Genomic DNA, 16,000 nt, shown 5'->3' on the forward strand with positions numbered 1-16,000 from the left:
GCTTCCGTCGCGATCTCATGCAAGACATCGCCATGCGCTTTCCCTTGTCCACAGGAGCGAGAAAATGAGTCGATCGCTTACGCTTGTTTTGCCGGGCCTTCTTTGCCTTGCCGGAGCCGCGACGGCACAGACGCCGCCCGATGTCGCCGATCTGGTCGGGGCGAAGGGGGCGGGAGGGGAAACGCAATTACAGGCGCGGGGCTATCGCTTCGTTCGCGTCGATACCGGCGACGATCGTAAATGGAGCTATTGGTGGCACCCGCAACGCCACCAATGCCTGAGTGTCGCCACCTATGATGGCCGTTATCAATCGATCGTCTCAACTCCTGCGCCGGATTGCAGGGAACAGGCCCGTCCATCGGATGGCGATCGGGGCCGGGGGCATGATGCGCGGGAATCGGGTTATCATCCCGACATTGGCTATCGCCAGCCGCAGTTGGCGCGTCAGGCGCCCAGCTATGCCGCATCCGACCGGGATCCGCCGATGGTGGATGGTCAGTCGATCGAACTGGGCCTTGTCTGCTTTGGCGATGGGCAGCGGCCGGGTGTCGCCAACAGCTATGGCTGGACATGGGATCATGATCGCAAGCGCTATGTCTATGGCAATCGTGTCGAGATGACGGCGCAGCAATTCGATGCGTCGGTGATGTTGCAATTCTGGCAGGGCGGCGGGCGGATCAAGCTGCCTCGAAAGCTGGTGCCGCCCATTCATTCGCGCGGCGCCGATGATGGCTGGTGGGACGTCTATAATGTGTCCATGCAGCCTGACCGGATCAGTGGCGAATATCGGCTGAACAGCCTCAACAAGCCGCGCATCCTGATCAACCGCGTCAGTGGACAGATCAGCATCGCGGGAATGGGGGATTATGCGTTTCGCGGCACGTGCGACACGGTGGAGGCGGCCGCGCATCGGCGCTTCTGAAGGGGAAGGGCGGGGCTAGACCATGATCCGTTCATGCTGAATCAGATCATGGTCTATTTCTCTTTTGTTTTCCGCATTTTCCGAGCCAGCAGATGATGCCATCTGCTTCGAAAATGCTCTAGCTGACCCCGCCCGCCTTGATCAGCGCTCCACCCCCTTCGCCTTGCCCCATGCGCGCGCGGCGGTATAGCCCAGATAGCCGGTGCCAAAGAGCGCATAGAGCGGTTCGGGCAAGGCATCGAGATAGGCGCGCATCCCCGCAATGATCGCTGCGGCCACCGCGGGATGGACGCCCGCAATCAATCCCATCGGGATCGACCAGAGCACTAAGGCGTACATGACATAGAGAAAGGCGGGCCGGGCGCGCAGCGTCCAGCGATCGACGCTGTCTTCCGCTTGTGGGTCGAGCCGGCTCATGACGAACCGATCCGGTTGGCCAGCCAGCCATAGAGAAAGGCTTCGTTGGCCGGGCGGCTTTCGGCCAGCGCGATATAGCGTTCGCCCTGCAACGCTTCGATCGCCTTGAGCAGCACCGCGTCGCCGCTCGCGCCGCGCAAGGCCCGGAAGGCCCGTAGCGCGCCCAGCGTCCGCGCGCCCAGCAGCCGGTCGACCTTCAGGTCGGGATAGTCCTGCTGGTTGCGATTGAGTGCATTGAGCGCCCGCTGAAGAAAGCCGGTCGCCGTGGCCGCGCCCATATTGACCGCCGTATCGAACAGTTCGGCGGCGATTTTCCAGCTTGTTTCCGCGACGAAGCCATAGCCCGGCTGGTCCCAATAGAGGCGGCGATACAGGCTTTCGGCCAATGTGCGCGGCAGCGCCTGCATCGCGCCATAATAGCCATTGGCGCGCGCCACGGCCTGGCTGATGCCCATATTGGTCGGCCCGCCGCGATCGGCCGGATGATCGCTATAACCACCCTCGCGGGCGATGACCCCTGCGATCAGGTCGTCAATATCCATGTTCGCGCCTCCATAGAGAAATGAGGCGAATTATTTATCCCATATGGTTATCTGTAGGACAGGGCTTTCGCTATGGCGATTTGCCCGATAGGCGCTGACCATCGATGAAATGCAAGAAGGAGCAGGGATGGACATCGAAATTCCCCATGATCTGGGCAAGGCGGAAGCGCGTCGCCGGATCGAGGCCGGGCTGCCCAAGCTGGAGCAGCATATTCCCGGCGGTGGCACGGTGCAGGCGACCTGGTCGACGCAAGATCAACTGGATATGGAGATCAGCGCCATGGGGCAGACCATTCCGGTCCGTTTGCAGGTGTCCGATGATCAGGTGCGCGGAACGGTGGCGGTGCCGATGCTGCTGCGGATGATGGCTGGGCCAATCGGTGAATTTGTGAAGGCCAGCGCGCAAAAGATGCTGTCCAGGCCCGCCTGATCAGGGGGACAGATGAAAACCCCGCCTTTTGCGCAGAGGCAGAGGGCGGACGATTGTCTGAAGGTGCGGCTTCTAGAGCATAATCCGTTCATTCTGAACCGGATTACGCTCTATTTCTCTTTTGTTTTCCGCATTTTCCGAGTCAGCAGAGGATGCCGTCTGCTTCGAAAATGCTCAGCGGGACGGCAGTTCTGGCCTCAACTGGATCAGCAATGCTCCATCAGGTCGCCGATTTTGGTGGCATTCACGTAACGGGCTGGGTTCTTGCTGACAGCAAGCGCCTTGAAATGTGCTTTTCCACAGGCGATCTTTGCGGCTTCCTTGTCGCGCAGGTCGTCGGCGAACAGGCTGCCCTTGGTTTCAACCACGAAATAGAGATGCTCCGTTTCGCCACCCTGCACCAGGACCGCCCAATCGGGATTGTAGGCGCCAAGCGGCGTGGGAATTTTGAACCAGCCGGGCAATTTGGCGAAGACTTTCACCGCCTCGTTCTTTTCGAGCTGTTCGGCGAAGCTGCGCTCGACGCCGCCAGAATCGTGGATGACGTGCTCGAACACGGATTTCTGGGTATTGTGCAACATATTCTTAAGGTAGCCGGTCAATTCCTCCTGCTCGAATAGTTGCTGAGCGTAGAAATGATCGTCGCCGATCCGCTGATATTTGATGCCGTCCACAAGCGCGAGCCGTTTGGCGCGGTTGATGCTGTCGGCTGCAAGCTCGATGAAGGCCTGGGGATTGCGCTTGAAATCGTCAAGCCTGTCGCTTCCGGTCAATATGGTGGCGAGGCTGCGGCGCGTGAGTTGGGTACGGTCCTGAAGGTCGGTCAATATGTCAGGAAGCATGATGTCGCCCTCCTCAATGGCCATGGGGCCGGAGGTTGCGGTTTCGGTGGCTGTCACGCCACCCTGGCCAATGGCGAGACCTGCCTTGCGGATGACAGCCTTCGCTTTGGTGATGGGCGGGGCGCTGGCGATTGCCTTGGTGCAATCTTCGATCAGCCTGGCGTTGTCAAAGTGGACGCGATACGTCGTCCGGTGCTTGATGCGGTCCCATAGCGCCTGAAACTCGGCGCTGTGCAATATTTCCTTGCGCACACGCACTGTCTTGCGGCCATCGGCGTTCTTGATGTCGAGCTTGCCCGCGATCTTGCGCAGAACCTCCTTTATCTGCGGAAGGTGCGCGGCATGCTTGTCGGAGACCGTCAAGCTTCCGTCTTTGAGCGCCATGCGCAACTTATCCTGCACCTTGCCTTTGGCGTCGATGAAGTTGGCCTTTTTGAGATATTCGTGGATTGCGGCGGATTCCTCAAAGCCCAGCATGGTCAGCGTTCCATCCTCCTGCAACACTGGGATGGCCGCGAACTGGTGCTTTTCAATGATGCCGAAACGGATGCCGGTATCTGCCTCGAACTCCTTCTGAAGATTCTCGGCGAAGGCTTCATAGCTTTCTTTGGCGATCACGGTGAGAGTGTTGATCTCAAATCCGCGCACGCGTTCGCCCTTTTGATCGACGCAGAGACGCAGGCCGCGCCCGATGGTCTGGCGGCGTTCGCGTTCAGTGCCGATTTCGCGCAGCGCGCAAATCTGGAAGACGTTTGGATTATCCCAACCCTCTTTAAGCGCCGAGTGGGAGAAGATGAACTTGAGCTTCGTATCGAAGCTCAGCAGCTTCTCCTTGTCCTTCATGATGAGATTATACGCACGTTCGGCGCTATCACGGCCCGCCTGATTATTTTCGGCGGTATTTGTCCATCGCTTGTTCTTGTCGATGGAAAAATAGCCATCATGGACGTCCTCTGCTTCGGTGGCGAGGTCCACTTCCCTGAACAGGCTCGCAAATTCGGGGAGCCTGGCGGCGCGGCGATATTCTTCTTCGAAGATCGTCGCATATTTGCCTTTTACCGTATTTCCGTCCTCCCCATAGGAGCGGTAATGTTCCACGGCGTCGATGAAAAACAGGCTGAGCACCTTTATGCCCAGCGGCGCAAGGCGCCGTTCCTTCTCAAGATGTTCGGTGATGGTGCGGCGGATCATCAGCCGTCTGACGGCGTCGGGATCTGCGTCACCGATGGCCTGTCCTGCGGCAAGGAAGGATTCTGAACCGGCGGTTTTCACTTCCAAAAGCGATTGTGCGCCCGCCACGCGGATTTCGCCGACGCGGCAGCCCTTGTAGATGGCGCGTCCCGTCCTGTCTTCCAGGTCGTCACCGTCCTGCACGGTGATTTCCTTGCGGCGCACTTGCCCACCGTGCAGCAGGTCGATTTCGACCCTGGCGGTCACTGCGCCGCGAACATTGCTGGCGGAGAGGAAGCGCAGATATGCTTGATTGTGCCCGCCTTCGATTTCAAGCGACGCCACTTCGATCTGCTTGACCAGCTTGCGCTCATAGGCGTCCACGGCATCCAGCCGGTAAACCATGTGGTGTTTTTCCGCATGGGTCGCCGAATATCGTAGCGTGCAAAGCGGATGCATTTCACCCAGGGCCTGCTTGCCTCGGCCGTCAAGGCCGCCATCCACGCTTTGCGGTTCGTCCACGATGATGATGGGGCGCGTGGCGCGGATCAGGTCGATGGGCGCTTCGCCGCCGGTTTTCTCGCTGTCCTTGTAGAGGTTGTTCACGTCCTTCTTGTTGATCGCCCCCACGGTCACAACCATGATCTGAATGGTCGGACTGGTGGCGAAATTGCGCACCTGACCCAGTTTCGATGAATCATAGAGGAAATAGTCGAAGGGCTGGCCGGAATAGAGACCCTTGAAATGCTCCTCGGTGATGTGAATCGTCTTGTAGACGCCTTCCTTGATGGCGACGGAAGGCACGACGATCACGAATTTCGTAAAGCCGAAATGCTTGTTCAACTCAAAGATGGTGCGCAGATAGACATAGGTCTTGCCGGTGCCCGTCTCCATTTCCACGGTGAAGTCGCCGGATGTGAGGCCGGCGGACGGCGGCAATCCGTTGCGAAGCTGAATCGCATTGAGATTGGAAAAAATTTCTTCATCCAGCAGGGTCAATCGGTTGCCGATGCCAAGGGCGTTTTCGCCGAGACCAAGCTCCTGTTGCGCATTGTTGGTCGCTTGACGGGTAACGGTAAATTCGGTGCGGTTGATCTCCTGTCCGCGAAACAGGTCGCAAACGGCTTTGATGGCGGCATGCTGGTAATCGAGGTCCGGATCGAAATGCAGCTTCATGCGTGCGCATCTTTCCCGATAAACGCGTCGAGGGAAAGCTGCCCGCGCCTTTTTGCCCCCTCCTGTCTGGAATAGGAGAAGATGCTCAGGCTGCTCGCATCGTCGAAAAATCTCGGCGTTTTATGACGCACGTTGTAAACGATGCTGAAATCGACGCCTGCCATCCTTGCGAAATCCGAGATCAGGTCAAAGTTGCGATAATCGGCGGGATAGGGGCTCCATCTGTCCAGAGAGATGTACGACCTTTTGAGTTCATATAATGATAGTGGATCGCCGCTAGCGACATTGATGCGAACCAAATCCAGATCCGTCGCTACGATGGTCGAGCCAAGCGCAGCTCTCTGCCATTTGTGATAGGCGCTGCTCGAAGCGTCATTGATCGCCTTGATCGCCATTCCGCCCTCCCTGACTGGCAGGTCCAGGCTGGAAAACCAAGACTTCAGGCCATGCATGTCGACAGACGCTCCGTTCAGTGAAACCCCGGAAATCTGTTCGATGCGATCGTCAAATTCGATCGTTCCGAACGGCGGGTCGGCGCGCTTTGCGAGTTCGCGCGCGAGCCGACGCGTCTTGCGCAATCGATCCTGCCCGGCGCTGTCCAGGTCTGCGGTCGATGCGCCGGAAACGAAGACAAGCAGCTTCGGCACGCTGCGGTCCCCATAAAGAAGCATCCACGAACTTCCCGCCGCCCAAAGAAAATCCGGACATCCTCTTTTCCCGAGCTGCTCGTAGAGCGCATTATGCGAATAATATCTTTCCATAAGGGCCTCTAAGAGCATTCTGAAGTCGGCTGGAACAGCAGGCGGCTCGCAGAATGCGGAAAACAAAAGAAAATTAGAGCATCATCCGATTCGATCTAATCGGATGATGCTCTAAGAGCATGTTCGAAGCAGATGGCATCATCTGCTGACTCGGAAAATGCGGAAAGTAAAAGAGAAATAGAGCATAATCCGATTCAGTATGAACGGATTATGCTCTAGAGACTGCGAATATCGGTAATGCCGGACTGGCTGAGAATGGCCGCCATATTGGCTTTTGCTATGTCGTCGGCGAAACCCGAATCCTTGAACACGGCGCGGGTTTCAACGGCGGGCGCAAGGTCTTTCCACCAAGCCAGGATGCCATCAGCCAAGGTTTCCACCTTATCCGGGTCAATGCCGTCCGCAAGGCAGGCAATCAGCGCGCCGTCGCCAACGGAATAGACTTGGCTGCCGTCGATAGTCTTCGTCTCGACCGAAACGCAAAGGTCGAGGCCCAGCTTGAGCAGAAGTTCGAAAAGGATGTCCTGCTCGCTGCGGCCCGGAACGAGATGTTCGGCATTTGCGAAAAGGGCGCCATTGAGGTCGGCCATGTTGGGCTCCCATGCGACGATGTTCGACGTTGCAAGCCTGAACACGCGAAATCCGAAATCCCCTTTCGCGGGCTGGGCGCCGTTGCGAATGGCGTCCGACGTTTGCCTGACGCGTTGTTTGGTAATCTCGAAAATCGTGCGGAACCGCTTGTGGCCTTCGATCGGCTCGGGCAGCTGGACAAGTATGAAGCGGTTGCGTCGCCCGCTGTCGCGCGCAAGCTCCAAACATGCCTGGCCGACCGTGCCCGAGCCCGCGAAGAAATCCAGCACGATGCCGTCGTCCCCCGCAAATATCCTGATGAGCTGCTTGGCGAACTCAAGCGGTTTGGGATTGTCGAAAGGAATCCCCATCCTGCCGAGCAATGCATCGTCGCTTCCGCCATAGGGCAGGACGGAGGGAACATTCTCGTCCATATTTTCCCTGAGCAAATATTTGCGTTCAGGCTGCTTGCTATGATCTTTGCCGAAGACGATCCGCTCCTCCGCAAGCAGCCGTCGCATGGTTTCCGGCGGATTGCGCCATCCGCGATCGGGCACAGGGCATGGCTGACCAGTGACCGGATGAATGAGCGGGATGAAATATTCCGCGGGCGCCTTCTTCTTGTTTGGCCAGGCCATGGAGACGGTGCGGAAAACCTCCCCATCCTCATCGATATATTTGTAGGCGGCCTCTCCGCCGGACGTGTCCTGCTTGGCAAGCCATGCCTGATAATCAGCAATGGCGTCGCCCAGCCCATATGCTCGCGCATATTGCTTCGGGTCGATGTCCAATCGATAGTCCCGGATGACATTGCGAAGATCGTCAGGCGCGATCTCCTTTCCTATCCTCGAAAAAAACTGCGCCGCACGGGTCAGCATGGCCTCCGCATTGCCCTTGCTGCGCTTTAGCGGATGAAGCTCCTTCACCACGTCCGATCGCTTGGCGAAGACCAGAATATATTCGTGCTGCACTGCAATCTTCGTTGCGTCGCCCTTGGGATTTCTTTTGTCCCATATGATAGGGCCAAGGAAATTTTCCTCGCCATATATCTCCGAAACAAGGCTGATCGCGTTCGCGATTTCATGCTCGTCAATATGGATCAGCAGGAAGCCGTCGTCGCGCAACAGCATATGGGACAATTTAATCCGCGGAAGCATCATGGAAAGCCAGTTGGAGTGCTTGCGCCCCCCCGTGTCGCGGGCGCTTTCACTCACCGCCCAATCACCGTTGACCTTCTGTCCAGTATAACTCAAATAATCGTTGAGCGTATCGGCATAGCGGTCCGGGTAAATGAAATCCCCATTCGTATTATATGGCGGATCGATATAGACGAGTTTCACCTTCCGCGCGTAACTCTTTTGCAAGAGTTTCAGCACCTCGAGATTGTCGCCTTCAATCATCAGATTTTGCGTCCCGGCCCAATCAACGCTATCATCCGGGCAAGGCAATAATGTGCCGCTCGACGGAGTCAGCGCTATCTGCCGCGCGTTGCGCTTGCCGTGCCAGTTGAGGCCGTATTTCTCGTCCTTCTCGCCCACGGCATCGCCCAGCATCTGCCGGAGCACGTCAAAGTCTATCACCCCTTCCGCAAAGGCTTCAGGAAACAAAATTTTCAGGGCATCGACATTCGCGGCGATGATGTCGGCGCTCCTGGTATCAGGGTCGTTCAGAACGAGTTTCTTCATTTCAGGCATGAAAGACGGCTTTTCCCTTGGCGTCGCAGTTGGTTCGCACCGGCGGCGAGGTCGACTTCGCGTCGTTGGAATCCGGCAGGAGTGAATAGGAGAAGGGGTGTCAAACGGCAGAGCATTCCGCACCTTAGTTTGAGCGGGAGCCGCTTGCCAGCGTTGTGCGCGCCTGACGCCTAAAGAGCGAGTCAAGGTCACATTGCCCTTCATCCCGACCAGTTAGCGCGGCGTCGGCATTCCCTTCCGTGCCGTCGCGCTTGGGAAGCCCGGTTCAACGTAGGTGCCAGCGTTGGGCCGGGCTTTTTCGTTTCGAACTATATTCCTTCGCCTGCATGGTGCGATGGAATGTGGGCAAATCCGCAAATCAAATTCAACAAAATCAACGACGTATTGACCTTCGAACTCTCCAACGATGGAAAGGGTAGGGCATGGGTAGGTTTTAGACCCGATTCCACGGCGCACGAAGCTTCGAACGAAGGGTCGCTTCAACGGCTTTATAGTCGGGCGTCGGATGGAACCACAGCGTCAACGCTTCGCCGCCGGTCGTCGCGACGTAAATCAGATTGTTCAAACGGCAGTTCGTTTCCTGCCCGCCCTTGAAACAATTCTTCGGCGAAATGTTGCCATAGCCAGCGTTGAACCGGGCGGACAAGTTCGCGCATTCGCCGACGTATTTTAGGTCGTCGCCAGCAAAAACGAGATAGACGCCGCTTTGCCGATATGTGCGCGGTATGACGAATTTGCAGAATGGGCCAGCGCCGTAGCGGTTGAGGGGATCGCCTCGCACATTTGCGTATCGTGACTGGGGCATGTGGGCATTGATCGCCCCATCGACGGAAAGCATGGGTTGAATGTTGCCGACGAAGGCAAATTCGAAGCCTTCGACGGCTTTGCCCGTCACTTGCATCGCCTTAACCCTCCGCCGTGTCGTCGGCGAAGCGTAGCAGCACTTCGATGCAGAGCGTTCCGGCGTTCACGGCCTTTTCAGCGCGTTCGGTAAGGTAATAATCGAACGCCATTATGGGCGTGGTCGTCGTGCCCCGCGCCGCTATCATTTCGGCGGCTTGAACGACACGAAGTAGTTCTGAAATGTCGAGCAAATGGGGGAAGGCGCCTGTTGCGGTCATGAAGTCGCGGATGAAATCAATGCCATAGGCGGCTTGGTCTTCAACAAGTTCCAAGTCGGGAATGAGAACGATAGCATGGGCGGGCTTTTCGCGTTCGATGGCAAGCGTTTCACCCGTCGCGCTTGTCACCGGGACGCCGGATTTGAGCGAACGTATGGCACCGCGCAACTGCGCGAACGCTTTGCTGATATGAGCGGATACGTCGTGCTTAAGCTTCGCCCGATCAGGCAAGCGTTCACGCGCCAATATCGAAAGGGTTTTCGATTCTATCAGCACCGCGCCGAACTCGTGACTAAGCAATATGTCGATCAGTTCGCGCGTGCCAGCGCCCTTCGGAATTTGGGGGCTGTGATACACGTCAAAAGGCTGAAGGTTGTCGGTGAGCCAAACGCCAAGCTGCTCCTGTTGATTGCCTTCGTCACTGTCGAATAGATCAATGAGGCTGGACGAAGCGCCCGCCGTGATGAAATGGTTATGGACGGCTTTCCAATCGGACCTTCCGCCGACTTCTAGCACCAACCATTCATCGTCGCTCACGCCAGACTGGTGAAGCCGGTCGATCATTGGGCTAACCGTCGCCTGCATCGCCGCATGATCCACGCGACCAAGCGCCGCACTATCTGCCCACGTGGCAAGGCGGTCCAGCCCGCTCAATGTGGGCATGTCATTCCAAGCGACGTTGACGGCAAGTTCGTTAAACAGGAACGAAACCAGCGGTTCACCCCGCACCAAGCCGCGAATGCCATTCAATTCGGCGTCGCGTTCTGCAATCGACCAGAGAATACCGCCGTCGTTTCCGTCGTCAAAGACCTTCAGCGCATAGAGCAAGCGTCCTTCGCAGATGGCGAAGGCAAGTTGCATCCGTGCGCCAAGCACGACGTATTTTAAAAGGACAGTGCTGCCTTTAATTAGAAGCGTCGGTTCGAAGCCATCGCTGCCCTTGCCGTATTCAAAGCGAATTAGCTGCGGACAGGCCAAAAATTCGGAACGATTATGTGACGAAAGCCAGTGCATCCGTTCATCGTGCCATCATCGTAGGCGAAAGCGAACGGTAAAATGGGATTCGGCAGACGTATGCCAGTGCATATGCGCGCCACCTGCCCATGACCTGCCCACGCTGCCCTTGGCAGCGGGCAGGTGTGGCTAAGTTGTTGATTTATTTGGTCGGGACGAGAGGATTCGAACCTCCGACCCCCACACCCCCAGTGTGATGCGCTACCAGGCTGCGCTACGTCCCGACCGGAGGGCGCCCTTTAGAAGCCCCTGCGCCAAGTTGCAAGCGTTCAATCGCCGCTTTCTGGGGCATGGGCCCAAATCCCTAATCATATTGCCTCGCCGGGCGCATCTGTGGTAGCCGCCCGCCCTTGATCCGTGGGTGTTTCAACCGCGCCCGCGACCGACAGAAAACAAGGCAGTCCCACCCATGTTCATTACCCCAGCCTTTGCCCAGACCGCGGGCGGGCAAGCCTCCGGCGCCAGCATCGTGGTCCAGATGGCCCCGCTGGTCCTGATCTTCATCGTTTTCTATTTCCTGCTGATCCGTCCGCAGCAGAAGAAGATGAAGGAGCATAAGGCCCGGATCGACGCCGTGAAGAAGGGCGATCAGGTCGTGACCGGCGGCGGCCTGGTCGGCAAGGTGCTGCGCGTCGATGACGTCTATGCCGACGTTGAACTGGCGCCCGGCATGAAGGTCAAGGCGGTCAAGTCGACCCTGACCGACGTGATCGATCCCGCCGCGGCCAAGCCTGCGAACGACTGAGCGGACCCATGCTGAACTTTTCGCGCTGGGCGGTCGCCGCGATCCTCCTGCCGCTGGTGCTGGGCGTGCTGTGCGCCGTGCCCAGCTTCCTGCCTGACGCGACCGTGGCGCAGCTGCCCGGCTTCATGCGCACGCGCGTCAATCTGGGCCTCGATCTTGCCGGCGGCAGCCATTTGCTGCTGGAGGCGTCGACGCAGGATGTCGCCAAGCAGCGGCTCGCCAATATGGAAGAGCAGGTCCGCACCGAGCTGCGCCGTGGCGACCCGAAGATCGCGATCGGCGACATTTCCAGCCGCGACGGCAAGCTCAGCTTCATGGTGCGCGATCCTGCCCAGGTCGATGCCGCCGTCGAGCGCATCCGCCCGCTGACGCAGGGCGCCGGGCTGACCGGCCAGCGCGACTTCAATGTCGAGGTGGTGAACAGCTCCACTGTCACCATCACGCCGACCGATGCGGGCATCAAGAGCGCGATCAAGAGCGCGATGGAGGTTTCGACCGAAGTCATCCGCCGCCGCATCGACGAAATGGGCACGCGCGAGCCCACGATTCAGCAACAGGGCGACAATCGCATCGTCGTGCAGGTGCCGGGTCTGCAAGATCCCAAGGCGCTGAAATCCCTGCTCGGCCAGACCGCCAAGCTGGAATTCAAGCTGGTCGACATCAACGCCAACCCGTCCGAAGTGGCGCAGGGGCGTGCGCCGGTGGGCAGCGAAGTCCTGCCTTATGCCGCCAACCCGACCGGTGTGCCCTTCATTGCGGTGCATCGTCAGGTGATGGTGTCGGGCGAGGATCTGACCGACGCGACGCAGGGCTATGACCAGAGCAATCAGGCGATCGTCAACATCCGCTTCAATAGCGCGGGCGGCCGTAAATTCGGTCAGGTGACGTCGCAGAATGTGAACCGTCCCTTCGCCATCATCCTGGACGGCAAGGTGTTGTCCGCCCCCAACATCAATGAACCGATTCTGGGCGGCAGCGCGCAGATCAGCGGCAGCTTCACCGTGGAAAGCGCCAATCAGCTCGCCATCGCGCTGCGATCGGGCAAGCTGCCCGTGAACTTTACCGTGGTGGAAGAACGCACGGTTGGGCCGGGCCTTGGCGCCGACTCGATTCGCGCCGGGCTGATCGCATCGCTCGTCGCCGTGGTTGCGGTCGCGGCCTTCATGTTCCTGAGCTATGGCCGCTTCGGAGTCTATGCCAACATCGCCGTCGCCATCAACGTGCTGGTGATTCTGGGCGTGATGGGCATCCTCGGCGCTACGCTGACGCTGCCCGGCATCGCCGGCTTCGTGCTGACCATCGGTACGGCGGTCGACGCCAACGTGCTGATCTATGAGCGCATCCGCGAAGAGCGGCGGCGCGGGCGCGGCGTGGTGCAGGCGATCGAATTTGGCTATAAAGAAGCCAGCCGCACCATTTTCGAAGCGAACGTGACCCACGCCATTGCCGGCGGCATCATGCTCGCGCTGGGTTCCGGCCCGGTCAAAGGCTTCGCCATCGTGCTGTTGATCGGCATTGCGACCAGCGTGTTTACCGCCGTGACCTTCACGCGCGTGCTCGCGGCGCATTGGGTGCGCACCCAGCGCCCGACCGAAATCAACATCTGACGGGGCGGGAGAGAAACGATGAAATTGCTCAAGCTTGTCCCCGACAACACCAATATCGGCTTCGTCGCGATGCGGAAATGGGCGTTCGCGCTCACCGCGTTGCTGACGGTGCTGGCGGTCGGCGCGACCTTCCACAAAGGCCTGAATATGGGCGTCGACTTTGTCGGCGGCCTGATGATCGAGGCGAAGTTCCCGCAGGCGGTGGAAACCGACAAGGTGCGCGCTACGATCGATCGGCTGAAAGTGGGCGAAAGCTCGCTCCAGCAGTTCGGCGACGCCAATACGGTGCAGATTCGTCTGCCGCTGCCCGAACAGGGCGGGGCCGGCGCGGCCAATGTGGTGGTGGAAAAAACCCGCAACGCCATGACGGCGGAATTCCCCGGCGTCACCTTCTCCCGCTATGACACGGTGTCGGGCAAGGTATCGGGCGAACTGATCCAGACCGGCGTGCTGGCGGTGATGCTGGCGGTGATCGGCATCGCGGTCTTTTCCTGGTTCCGCTATGAATGGCAGTTCGGCGTCTCGACCTTCGTCGCGATCATGCACGACGTCCTGATGACGCTGGGCTTCTTTGCCATCACCCAGTTGGAATTCGACCTCAATATCGTGGCGGCCGTGCTGACGATCGTGGGCTATTCGATCAACGACAAGATGGTGATCGACGATCGCATCCGCGAAAATATGCGCAAATATCGCAAGATGGACATGAAGGCGCTGATTGACCTGTCGGTCAACGAAACCCTGCCGCGCACGGTGATGACCTCGCTCACCATCCTGCTGGCGCTGGGATCGCTGCTGTTGCTGGGCGGCCATGTGCTGCGCGGCTTCACCGCCGCGATGATGCTGGGCGTCGTGGTCGGCACCTATTCGTCCATCTATGTGTCGTCTTCGCTGCTGATCTCGCTGGGGCTGACCCCGGCGGCGGCGGAAAAGAAGGCGACGAAGAAGGGCTATGCCGGCAATGCCGAGCGTGTTGGTCCCCGCGATGATGGGGCACGCCCCTGACCGGCGCCATGTCCAGAGATGAGGGCATCAAGCTGCGCCGGGACGATGACGGTCAGGGACCGATCGTCACCGGCTTTCAGGGGCGGGGTTTCCGGGTGCGTGATGACGTATTCCCGGACGGCCTGCTGCTTAGCCCGGTGCGGGCGCTGGCGTGGATCGATGCGCCCGGCGTTGACGCATTGACGATCGAAGCGCTCGGCGACCTGTTCGACACCGAACCCCGGCCAGAATTTCTGTTGCTGGGTACAGGGGCGGGCCTGCGCCAGCCGCCACGCGCGTTTGTCCGCGCGGTCGAGGCGCTGGGCATCGGCGTGGAGGCGATGGACAGCCGCGCCGCCGCCCGCGCCTGGGGCGTGCTGCGCGCCGAAGAACGGCAGATCGTCGCCGCGCTGCTGCCGCTGTGATGGCGACGGGAGAGGGGGCCTTGCCCTCCTCCCGCGCTTTGGCCAATGTCGCCCCCTCTTTGAACCAAGGGGGCTTTTTCATGTCGTTCCGCCGTCCCGCCGCCGCCCTTCTGGCGGCGCTGCTCGTCACCGCCAGCGCCCATGCCGCCACCCCTGATGCGCAGGCGCGCAGCGGCGAAACCGAATTTCGTGGCCTGTACAAGGAACTGGTGGAAACCGATTCGAGCTGGCCCGACGGCAGTTGTACAATCGCGGCGGAACGGATGGGGGCCCGGCTCAAGGCGGCGGGCTATGCCGATGGCGATATCCAGATCATCGTTGACCCTGCGCACCCCAAGGAAGGCAATCTGACCGCCATCCTGCGCGGCAGCAATGCGAAGCTGCCCGCCGTCCTTCTTCTCGCCCATATCGACGTCGTCGCGGCCAAGCGCGCCGACTGGCAGCGCGATCCCTTCACCCTGATCGAGGAGGGCGGCTATTTTTATGGTCGGGGCACGTCCGACGACAAGGCGATGGCGGCCGCCTTCACCGACCAGATGATCCGCTACAAGGCGGAAGGCTACAAGCCCAAGCGCACGATCAAGCTGGCGCTGACCTGCGGCGAGGAAACGGAAAAGGCGCTGAACGGCGTCGAATATCTGCTCAAGAACCATCCCGATGCGCTCAAGGCCGGCTGGGCGCTCAACGAAGGCGGCGGCGGATCGCTGGACGAAAATGGCAAGCCGGTGAGCCAGGGCGTGCAGGCGGGCGAGAAAGTCTATCAGGACTTCACCTTCACCGCGACCGCACCCGGCGGTCACAGTTCGCGCCAGACACCCCATGTCAATGCGATCGGATGGATGGCGGCCGCCCTGTCGCGGGTGAACGACTATGATTTCCCGGTCGATCTGACCCCGGCGGCCAAAGCCTATTTCGGGGCGTCGGCGTCGCTCTATCCGGCCAAGGTGTCGGCGGCGATGGCGGCGATCGGCGCTGGCAAGGCGAGCGATGCGGACTATGCCGCCGTGTCGGCCGAAAGCGCCAGCTGGAACGCGACTTTGCGCACCACCTGCATCCCGACGCTGATCTCCGGCGGCCATGCCCCCAATGCCCAACCCCAATCGGTAACGGCCAACGTCAATTGCCGCATCATTCCGGGCGAAAGCGTCGACGCCATATTGGCGCGGCTGAGCGAGGTGGCGGCCGATCCGCGGGTCAAGGTGACGTTGGCCGATCCGCCCCAGCCCAAATCCTCCGCGCCGGAACTGACGCCCCAGATCATGGGGCCGATCGAGGCGCTGACGAAGGAAATGTGGCCCGGCGTTCCGGTCATCCCGCGTCTCGCCACCGGAGCGACCGACGGACGCTTCACCAATGCGGCGGGCATCCCCACCTATGGCGTGTCGGGCATGTTCGCCGACCCCGATGGACAGGGCGTCCATGGCCTGAACGAACGCATCCGGGTGAAGTCGCTGATGGACGGCCGCGCCTTCCTATATCGTCTGGTGAAAAGCTACACCCAGTAACATGGTCTTTTGAGAAATGCGCTGAAGCGCGCATTTCGGGGCCGGGCCAGCCCATCCCCCCGCCCGGCCACCCCT

The 16,000-nt window shown here is 59.6% G+C and carries 14 protein-coding genes and 1 tRNA gene; 7 read left to right on the plus strand and 8 right to left on the minus strand.

Annotated features, from left to right (window positions below):
* Positions 1 to 64 precede the first annotated feature (64 nt).
* Positions 65 to 922, plus strand: coding sequence for a hypothetical protein (locus tag ACFOKF_RS02065; RefSeq protein WP_380792723.1), 858 nt, complete (start codon positions 65 to 67; stop codon positions 920 to 922).
* Positions 923 to 1,063: 141 nt separating this feature from the next.
* Here ACFOKF_RS02065 and ACFOKF_RS02070 read toward each other — a convergent pair whose 3' ends face one another.
* Both ACFOKF_RS02070 and ACFOKF_RS02075 read right to left on the minus strand, forming a co-directional pair.
* A complete protein-coding gene (locus tag ACFOKF_RS02070) occupies positions 1,064 to 1,339 on the minus strand; it encodes a 3TM-type holin (RefSeq protein ID WP_380792726.1) in 276 nt (91 codons plus the stop codon).
* Entirely contained in the window at positions 1,336 to 1,881 is a 546-nt protein-coding gene (locus ACFOKF_RS02075; RefSeq protein ID WP_380792729.1) for a glycoside hydrolase family 108 protein, read from the minus strand. Before ACFOKF_RS02075 ends, ACFOKF_RS02070 begins: the two co-directional genes overlap by 4 nt.
* Before the next feature lie 127 nt (positions 1,882 to 2,008).
* Here ACFOKF_RS02075 and ACFOKF_RS02080 point away from each other — a divergent pair, with 127 nt between their 5' ends.
* Positions 2,009 to 2,311 (plus strand): polyhydroxyalkanoic acid system family protein, encoded by a 303-nt coding sequence (locus ACFOKF_RS02080; RefSeq protein ID WP_380792732.1) that lies wholly within the window; start codon positions 2,009 to 2,011, stop codon positions 2,309 to 2,311.
* Positions 2,312 to 2,517: 206 nt separating this feature from the next.
* Here the strand turns inward: ACFOKF_RS02080 and ACFOKF_RS02085 are convergent, their stop codons facing one another.
* From ACFOKF_RS02085 to ACFOKF_RS02110, 6 genes are all read right to left on the minus strand, one after another.
* A complete protein-coding gene (locus tag ACFOKF_RS02085; protein ID WP_380792735.1) occupies positions 2,518 to 5,499 on the minus strand; it encodes a type III restriction-modification system endonuclease in 2,982 nt (993 codons plus the stop codon).
* Positions 5,496 to 6,260: a hypothetical protein gene (locus ACFOKF_RS02090; RefSeq protein ID WP_380792738.1), complete on the minus strand. Its 765-nt coding sequence runs from the start codon at positions 6,258 to 6,260 to the stop codon at positions 5,496 to 5,498. Before ACFOKF_RS02090 ends, ACFOKF_RS02085 begins: the two co-directional genes overlap by 4 nt.
* Positions 6,261 to 6,475: 215 nt before the next feature.
* Positions 6,476 to 8,524: a site-specific DNA-methyltransferase gene (locus ACFOKF_RS02095; RefSeq protein ID WP_380792740.1), complete on the minus strand. Its 2,049-nt coding sequence runs from the start codon at positions 8,522 to 8,524 to the stop codon at positions 6,476 to 6,478.
* 433 nt (positions 8,525 to 8,957) lie between these two features.
* Positions 8,958 to 9,419 carry a GIY-YIG nuclease family protein gene (locus ACFOKF_RS02100; RefSeq protein WP_380792744.1) on the minus strand — a complete coding sequence of 154 codons (462 nt, stop codon included), beginning with the start codon at positions 9,417 to 9,419 and terminating at the stop codon, positions 8,958 to 8,960.
* A 10-nt stretch (positions 9,420 to 9,429) separates the two neighbouring features.
* Positions 9,430 to 10,659 (minus strand): hypothetical protein, encoded by a 1,230-nt coding sequence (locus tag ACFOKF_RS02105; RefSeq protein ID WP_380792747.1) that lies wholly within the window; start codon positions 10,657 to 10,659, stop codon positions 9,430 to 9,432.
* A 147-nt stretch (positions 10,660 to 10,806) separates the two neighbouring features.
* A tRNA-Pro gene (locus ACFOKF_RS02110) sits at positions 10,807 to 10,883 on the minus strand.
* Positions 10,884 to 11,068: 185 nt separating this feature from the next.
* On the opposite strand from ACFOKF_RS02110, the gene yajC reads away from it, so the two are divergent.
* From yajC to ACFOKF_RS02135, 5 genes are all read left to right on the plus strand, one after another.
* The gene (gene yajC, locus ACFOKF_RS02115; protein ID WP_298400441.1) at positions 11,069 to 11,404 is read left to right on the plus strand and encodes a preprotein translocase subunit YajC; all 336 of its coding nucleotides are present in this window, start codon (positions 11,069 to 11,071) and stop codon (positions 11,402 to 11,404) included.
* A gap of 8 nt (positions 11,405 to 11,412) precedes the next feature.
* Positions 11,413 to 13,011 (plus strand): protein translocase subunit SecD, encoded by a 1,599-nt coding sequence (secD, locus tag ACFOKF_RS02120; protein ID WP_380792750.1) that lies wholly within the window; start codon positions 11,413 to 11,415, stop codon positions 13,009 to 13,011.
* Between the two features lie 18 nt (positions 13,012 to 13,029).
* On the plus strand, positions 13,030 to 14,016 hold the full coding sequence (gene secF, locus ACFOKF_RS02125; RefSeq protein WP_380792753.1) for a protein translocase subunit SecF: 987 nt from the start codon (positions 13,030 to 13,032) through the stop codon (positions 14,014 to 14,016).
* 8 nt (positions 14,017 to 14,024) lie between these two features.
* Positions 14,025 to 14,420: an Mth938-like domain-containing protein gene (locus ACFOKF_RS02130; RefSeq protein ID WP_380792756.1), complete on the plus strand. Its 396-nt coding sequence runs from the start codon at positions 14,025 to 14,027 to the stop codon at positions 14,418 to 14,420.
* 80 nt (positions 14,421 to 14,500) lie between these two features.
* The gene (locus ACFOKF_RS02135; RefSeq protein WP_380792759.1) at positions 14,501 to 15,925 is read left to right on the plus strand and encodes a M20/M25/M40 family metallo-hydrolase; all 1,425 of its coding nucleotides are present in this window, start codon (positions 14,501 to 14,503) and stop codon (positions 15,923 to 15,925) included.
* Positions 15,926 to 16,000: the final 75 nt, after the last annotated feature.

Source organism: Sphingobium rhizovicinum, assembly GCF_042647625.1.
Taxonomy (GTDB): Bacteria; Pseudomonadota; Alphaproteobacteria; order Sphingomonadales; family Sphingomonadaceae; genus Sphingobium; species Sphingobium rhizovicinum.

Coding starts and splice junctions, on each gene's coding strand:
- ACFOKF_RS02065 (WP_380792723.1), top strand. CDS start 65: ATGAGTCGATCGCTTACGCTTGTTTTGCCGGGCCTTCTTTGCCTTGCC.
- ACFOKF_RS02070 (WP_380792726.1), bottom strand. CDS start 1,339: ATGAGCCGGCTCGACCCACAAGCGGAAGACAGCGTCGATCGCTGGACG.
- ACFOKF_RS02075 (WP_380792729.1), bottom strand. CDS start 1,881: ATGGATATTGACGACCTGATCGCAGGGGTCATCGCCCGCGAGGGTGGT.
- ACFOKF_RS02080 (WP_380792732.1), top strand. CDS start 2,009: ATGGACATCGAAATTCCCCATGATCTGGGCAAGGCGGAAGCGCGTCGC.
- ACFOKF_RS02085 (WP_380792735.1), bottom strand. CDS start 5,499: ATGAAGCTGCATTTCGATCCGGACCTCGATTACCAGCATGCCGCCATC.
- ACFOKF_RS02090 (WP_380792738.1), bottom strand. CDS start 6,260: ATGGAAAGATATTATTCGCATAATGCGCTCTACGAGCAGCTCGGGAAA.
- ACFOKF_RS02095 (WP_380792740.1), bottom strand. CDS start 8,524: ATGCCTGAAATGAAGAAACTCGTTCTGAACGACCCTGATACCAGGAGC.
- ACFOKF_RS02105 (WP_380792747.1), bottom strand. CDS start 10,659: ATGCACTGGCTTTCGTCACATAATCGTTCCGAATTTTTGGCCTGTCCG.
- yajC (WP_298400441.1), top strand. CDS start 11,069: ATGTTCATTACCCCAGCCTTTGCCCAGACCGCGGGCGGGCAAGCCTCC.
- secD (WP_380792750.1), top strand. CDS start 11,413: ATGCTGAACTTTTCGCGCTGGGCGGTCGCCGCGATCCTCCTGCCGCTG.
- secF (WP_380792753.1), top strand. CDS start 13,030: ATGAAATTGCTCAAGCTTGTCCCCGACAACACCAATATCGGCTTCGTC.
- ACFOKF_RS02130 (WP_380792756.1), top strand. CDS start 14,025: ATGTCCAGAGATGAGGGCATCAAGCTGCGCCGGGACGATGACGGTCAG.
- ACFOKF_RS02135 (WP_380792759.1), top strand. CDS start 14,501: ATGTCGTTCCGCCGTCCCGCCGCCGCCCTTCTGGCGGCGCTGCTCGTC.